This window comes from Clavibacter sp. MX14-G9D (assembly GCF_032917815.1).
Classification (GTDB): domain Bacteria; phylum Actinomycetota; class Actinomycetes; order Actinomycetales; family Microbacteriaceae; genus Clavibacter; species Clavibacter michiganensis_K.
Map to the genome: position 1 here is coordinate 1 of NZ_JAVCVL010000187.1, position 5,303 is coordinate 5,303.

The window sequence follows — 5,303 nt, forward strand, 5'->3', positions numbered from 1 at the left end:
GGACCGTCCACCCGTCGGCGTGCGCGGCCGGGACCGTCCACCCGTCGGCCTGCGCGGCGGACATCCCCTGTCCGGCAGCGACCTCCCCGTCGGCGACGTCGCCGTCGCGCGACTCCCCTCCGTCGAGGGGTGCTCCGGGGCGGGGACGACGGGAGGGGCGCATGGCGGCACGGTAGGCGGCGCGATGCCGGGCCCTCCGTGGACGACACGGTCTGGGGAGCGCGTCCATCGAACGCACCTGGGATGGGGCGAGGGCGGCCCGCGTGCGGACCGCCCTCGTCGCCGTGCACCGCGCCGTGACGCGCGGCTCCCGTCAGCCGGCGGGGGTGGTGGTGATGCTCACGATCTTCGGCGCGCGGACGATGACCTTGTCGATCGTGCGGCCGGCGGTCGACCGCTTGACGCCGGCGGTCTCGCGGGCGAGGGCCTCCAGCTCGTCGGCGCCGATGCGGGCGTCGACCTCGAGCTTGTCGCGCACCTTGCCGTCGACCTGCACGACGGCGACGACGGTGTTGACGACGAGGAGGTTGCGGTCGGCCTTCCGCCAGCCGGCGAACGCGACCGAGCCCTCGTAGCCGAGGCGCTTCCACATGTCCTCCGCCGTGTACGGGGCGAACAGGCTGAGCGCGACGGCGACGACCTCGGTGGCCTCGCGCACCGCGGCGTCGCCGCCGCCCGGGCCCTGGTCGATGGTCTTGCGGATCGCGTTGACGAGCTCCATGGTGCGGGCGATGACGACGTTGAACTTGAACGCCTCGAGCATGCCCGGCGCCTCGGCGAGGAAGCGGTGCGTGACGCGGCGGAGCGCCTCGTCGCCCGTCTTCCACTCGACCTCGGGCGCGCTCGTGATGTCGCCCGTGAGCCGCCAGGCGCGGGCCAGGAACTTGGCCGAGCCGGACGGGGAGACGTCCTCCCAGTCGATGTCGTCCTCCGGCGGCCCGGCGAAGGCCATGGTGAGGCGGATGGCGTCGACGCCGTGGCGGTCGATCTCGGAGCCGAGGTCGACGCCGCCCTTGCTCTTCGACATCTTGCTGCCGCCGGACAGGACCATGCCCTGGTTGAGCAGTGCGCTGAACGGCTCCGTGAACGTGACGTAGCCGAGGTCGAACAGCACCTTCGTGATGAAGCGCGAGTACAGCAGGTGCAGGATCGCGTGCTCCACGCCGCCGACGTACTGGTCGACGGGCGCCCAGCGGTCGGCGTCGGCCGGGTCGAACGCCTTCGTGGCGTCGTTCGGCGACAGGAAGCGCAGCCAGTACCAGGAGCTGTCCATGAACGTGTCCATGGTGTCGGGATCGCGCGTGGCCGGGCTGCCGTCGACCGGGCTCGGCACGTTCGCCCACGCGGTGGCCGCGGCCAGCGGGGACTTGCCCTTGGGCGTGAGGTCGAGGCCCTCGGTGTCGGGGAGTCGCACCGGCAGCTGGTCCTCGGGGACGCGGATCTCGGTGCCCTCCGCGTCGTAGACGATGGGGATGGGCGTGCCCCAGAAGCGCTGCCGCGAGATGAGCCAGTCGCGCAGGCGGTAGTTCTTCGCGGCGCGACCGCGGCCCTCCGCCTCGAGCTGCTCGATGACGCGCTTGATGGCCGGCTGCTTGCTGAGGCCGTCCAGGGACCCGGAGTTGATGAGACGCCCCTCGCCGGGGAGCGCCACGCCCGTGCGGCCGGGCAGGACCTCCTCGAGGTCGGGCAGCTCGCCGTCCTCCGGGATGATGCGGATGGCGCCGGTGACGGGCTGCGTGGTGTCGACGACGACGCGCACCGGGAGGTCGAAGGCGCGCGCGAAGTCGAGGTCGCGCTGGTCGTGCGCGGGGACGGCCATGACGGCGCCCGTGCCGTAGTCCGCGAGCACGTAGTCGGCGGCCCACACGGGGATCCGCTCGCCGTTGACGGGGTTGACGGCCGTGCGTCCGAGCGGGATGCCGGTCTTCGGGCGGTCGGTCGTGGAGCGCTCGATCTCGTTGAGGCGCTGCGTGCGCTCGAGGTAGCCGCGGAAGGACTCCCGCACCTCCTCCGACGCGCCCTCCACCAGCTCGGCGGCCAGATCGCTGTCGGGCGCGACGACCATGAAGGTCGCCCCGTGGAGGGTGTCGGGGCGGGTGGTGAACACCGTGACGGGCTCGTCGCGGCCCTCGATGACGAAGTCGACCTCCGCGCCCACGGAGCGGCCGATCCAGTTGCGCTGCATGTTGAGCACCTTCGACGGCCACGTGCCCTCGAGCTGGTTGAGGTCGTCGATGAGGCGGTCCGCGTAGTCGGTGATGCGCAGGTACCACTGCGTCAGCTTCTTCTTGACGACGACGGCGCCCGAGCGGTCGGAGGTGCCGTCCGCGAGGACCTGCTCGTTGGCGAGGACCGTCTGGTCCACCGGGTCCCAGTTGACCCAGCTGTCCTTCCGGTAGGCGAGGCCCTTCTCGTGCATCTTGAGGAACAGCCACTGGTTCCACGTGTAGTACTCGGGGTCGCTCGTGTGGAGCTCGCGCTCCCAGTCGAAGGACAGGCCGTAGCGCTTCATGGAGCGCTTCTGCTGGTCGATGTTCGCGTACGTCCACTCGCGCGGGTCGACGCCGCGCTTGATGGCGGCGTTCTCGGCCGGGAGGCCGAACGAGTCCCAGCCGATGGGGTGCAGGACGTTGAACCCCTGCTGGCGCCAGTAGCGCGCGACGGCGTCGCCGAGCGCGAACGCCTCCGCGTGGCCCATGTGCAGGTCGCCCGAGGGGTACGGGAACATGTCGAGGATGTACTTGCGGGGGCGGCTGTCGCTCGCGTCGGGCGTGCGGAACGGCTGCTCGCGCTCCCAGACCTCGGACCACTCGGCCTCGATGGCGCGGAAGTCGTAGGTGTCGCCGGGGGTGTCGGGGGTCTCGTGTGCCAAGGGCGCTCTCGATTCGATGCGGGGGTCGCGGCCGTCAAGGCCTCGACAAGACTAGTGAACGCGCCGGGCCGCGCCCGAACCCGTCGCGGGGCGCCGGATCAAGCGCGACCGGTCCCCTCCCGGGGCACGCGGCCGGCGCGCGCGGCGGCGATGAGCGGCGCCGCCTTGACGCGCACCTCCGCGAGCTCCTCCTCCGGGACCGAGAGCGCGGTGATGCCGCCGCCCGCGCCGATCGTGGCGCGGCCGTCGGTCACCACGACCGAGCGGATCACCATGGCGAGGTCCGCCCGCCCGTCCTCGCCGAACCACCCGAAGGCGCCGGCGTAGACCCCGCGCGATCCGCCCTCGAGGGCGGCCAGGATGCCCACGGCGGCGGACTTCGGGGCACCCGTCATGGATCCGGCGGGGAACAGGGCCCGCACGGCGTCGACCGCGGTGGTGCCGGGCGCGAGCTCGCCCTCGACGCGGCTCACGAGCTGGTGCACCTGCGCGTACGCCTCGACGGCGAACAGGCTCGTGACCCGCACGGAGCCCAGGACGCAGACGCGGCTGAGGTCGTTGCGCATGAGGTCGACGATCATGACGTTCTCGGCGCGCTCCTTCTCGCTCGCGAGGAGCTCGGCCCGTGCCCGCTCGTCGGCGGCCGGGTCGGCGTGGCGGGGGCGCGTGCCCTTGATGGGCAGGGTGCGCAGGGTGCCGCCGCCGTCGACCTCGACGAACCGCTCGGGTGAGGCGCTGACGAGCGCGGTGCCGCCGATGCGGAGGAACGCGCCGTGGTGGGTGGGGCTCAGGGCGCGGAGCGCCAGGTGGACGCGCACCGGGTCGACCGTGCCGGGGAGCGTCGCGCTGTTCGTGAGGCACAGCTGGTAGGCGTCGCCGCGGCGGATGGACGCCTGGCAGGAGCGGATGAGGCGGAGGTAGGCCGCGTCGTCGTGCCGCCATGCGGGCAGCGCGTCGAGGTCGTGGTGGTCGCCGGCGTCGCGCGGTGCCGGTGCGCCCCTGGCGGGGTCGACGGGGTGCGACGCCGCGGGGGTGGCCGGAGCCGCGGCGTCCGCGACCCGGTCGAGCTCCGCCGCGACGGCATCCAGCCACGCATCCCCCTCGCGCGCCACGGCCCAGACCCCGTGCGTCGCGTGGTCGAAGGCGAGGAGGCGCTCCACGCGCATCACGGCCGCCGGGAGGGGCCCGGGTGCATCGGACGGAGCCCGCGCGGCGTGCGGGGCGTGGTGCAGGGGGACGGTCTCGGGCCACGCGTCGTGGGGGATCCAGCCGAGGACGCCGAGCCGGAACGCGAGACCGTCCGGGAGGCCGGGGCCATCGGCGCCCGCGCCCGCGTCGCCGGCCGCGGGGAGCATCGCCGCGAGCCCGGGGAACACGCCGGCCGGCCACTCCGTCACCGTCCCCGCGGACGCGGCCAGGTAGCTCCATCCCTCTCCCGCGGAGTCGTCGAGCCAGGCCACGTCGCCCGCGTCCTCGTCGGCGTACAGGGCCAGGAACACGTCCCGGGGCTCGTGCCAGGCAGCCAGGCGCCGCCCGGCCACGGGCCGCGCCGCCCGCGCGCGGGGCTCCTGCATGCTCGGCCTCCCGGTGTCGTGGGCGCACCCGGCGGCCGCCTAGCCTCAAGGGTATGAGTTCCGAGACGATTCTCCGGTGGACGCCCGCGGGCTGGGCGCCGGAGGCCGCGGACGCCGGCGGTGGAGGAGCGGAGGCCGTGCGCCCGCCGGGCCACCGCGTGCTCGCCGCCGACTCGTTCCTGGTCGACGCCGGGCGCGTGCTCGCCCTCGACGTGCACCGGCAGCGGTTCCTCGCCGCGCTCCGCCTGCAGTCGGCGGCCGTGCCGGATCCCGCCGCGTTCCTCGACGCCGCGGTCGCCGCCCTCCCCCGCGAGGGAGCCTGGTTCCCGCGCGTGGAGGCCCTGCGGGGCCCGGGCGGCGACGTGGCCCGGCTCCTCCTCCGTCCCGCGCCGGAGCGCACCGCGTCCGTGGTGCTCCGCGACCACGACGGGCCGGATCCCCGCACCATGCCGCGCGTCAAGGGCCCCGACCTGCACGCGCTCGGCGCCCTCCGCAGCCGCGCCGCGCGCCACGGCGCCGGGGAGGCCGTGATCCTGGCCGACGACGGCACGGTGGTCGAGGGCGCGTACAGCGCGATCCTCTGGTGGCACGGTGACGCCCTCGCGGTCGTCGAGGGCGACGTCCCGCGGATCCCGAGCGTCACCGAGCGCAGCATCGTCGCCCTGGCGACCGCGCTCGGGGTGGACGTGCTCCACGACCGTGTGCGGCCCGCCGACCTCGACGGCCGCGAGGTGTGGGCCGTCAGCGCGTTGCACGGGATCCGGCTGGTGCGCGGCTGGATCGACGGCCCGGCGACCGCGGCGGAGCCCGGCCGGGTGCGCGCCTGGCGCACCCGGCTCGCGGCCCTGCGCCGCGAG

At 74.5% G+C, this 5,303-nt stretch carries 3 protein-coding genes; 1 reads left to right on the top strand and 2 read right to left on the bottom strand.

Translation table 11 applies throughout. The features are described from left to right. Nucleotides 1-313: 313 nt before the first annotated feature. Entirely contained in the window at nt 314-2,872 is a 2,559-nt protein-coding gene (gene leuS / locus Q6969_RS12665; protein ID WP_317230752.1) for a leucine--tRNA ligase, read from the bottom strand. Between the two features lie 98 nt (nt 2,873-2,970). Further along, complete coding sequence (locus Q6969_RS12670; protein WP_317230753.1) at nt 2,971-4,446, bottom strand: anthranilate synthase component I family protein; 1,476 nt, start codon at nt 4,444-4,446, stop codon at nt 2,971-2,973. Nucleotides 4,447-4,499: 53 nt separating this feature from the next. On the opposite strand from Q6969_RS12670, the gene Q6969_RS12675 reads away from it, so the two are divergent. Beyond that, on the top strand, nt 4,500-5,303 hold an 804-nt coding region (locus Q6969_RS12675), incomplete at its 3' end, for an aminotransferase class IV (protein WP_317230754.1).

Bases quoted from the DNA above. Each gene is read 5' to 3' on its own strand.
- Q6969_RS12670 (WP_317230753.1), bottom strand. From the start codon at position 4,446: ATGCAGGAGCCCCGCGCGCGGGCGGCGCGGCCCGTGGCCGGGCGGCGC.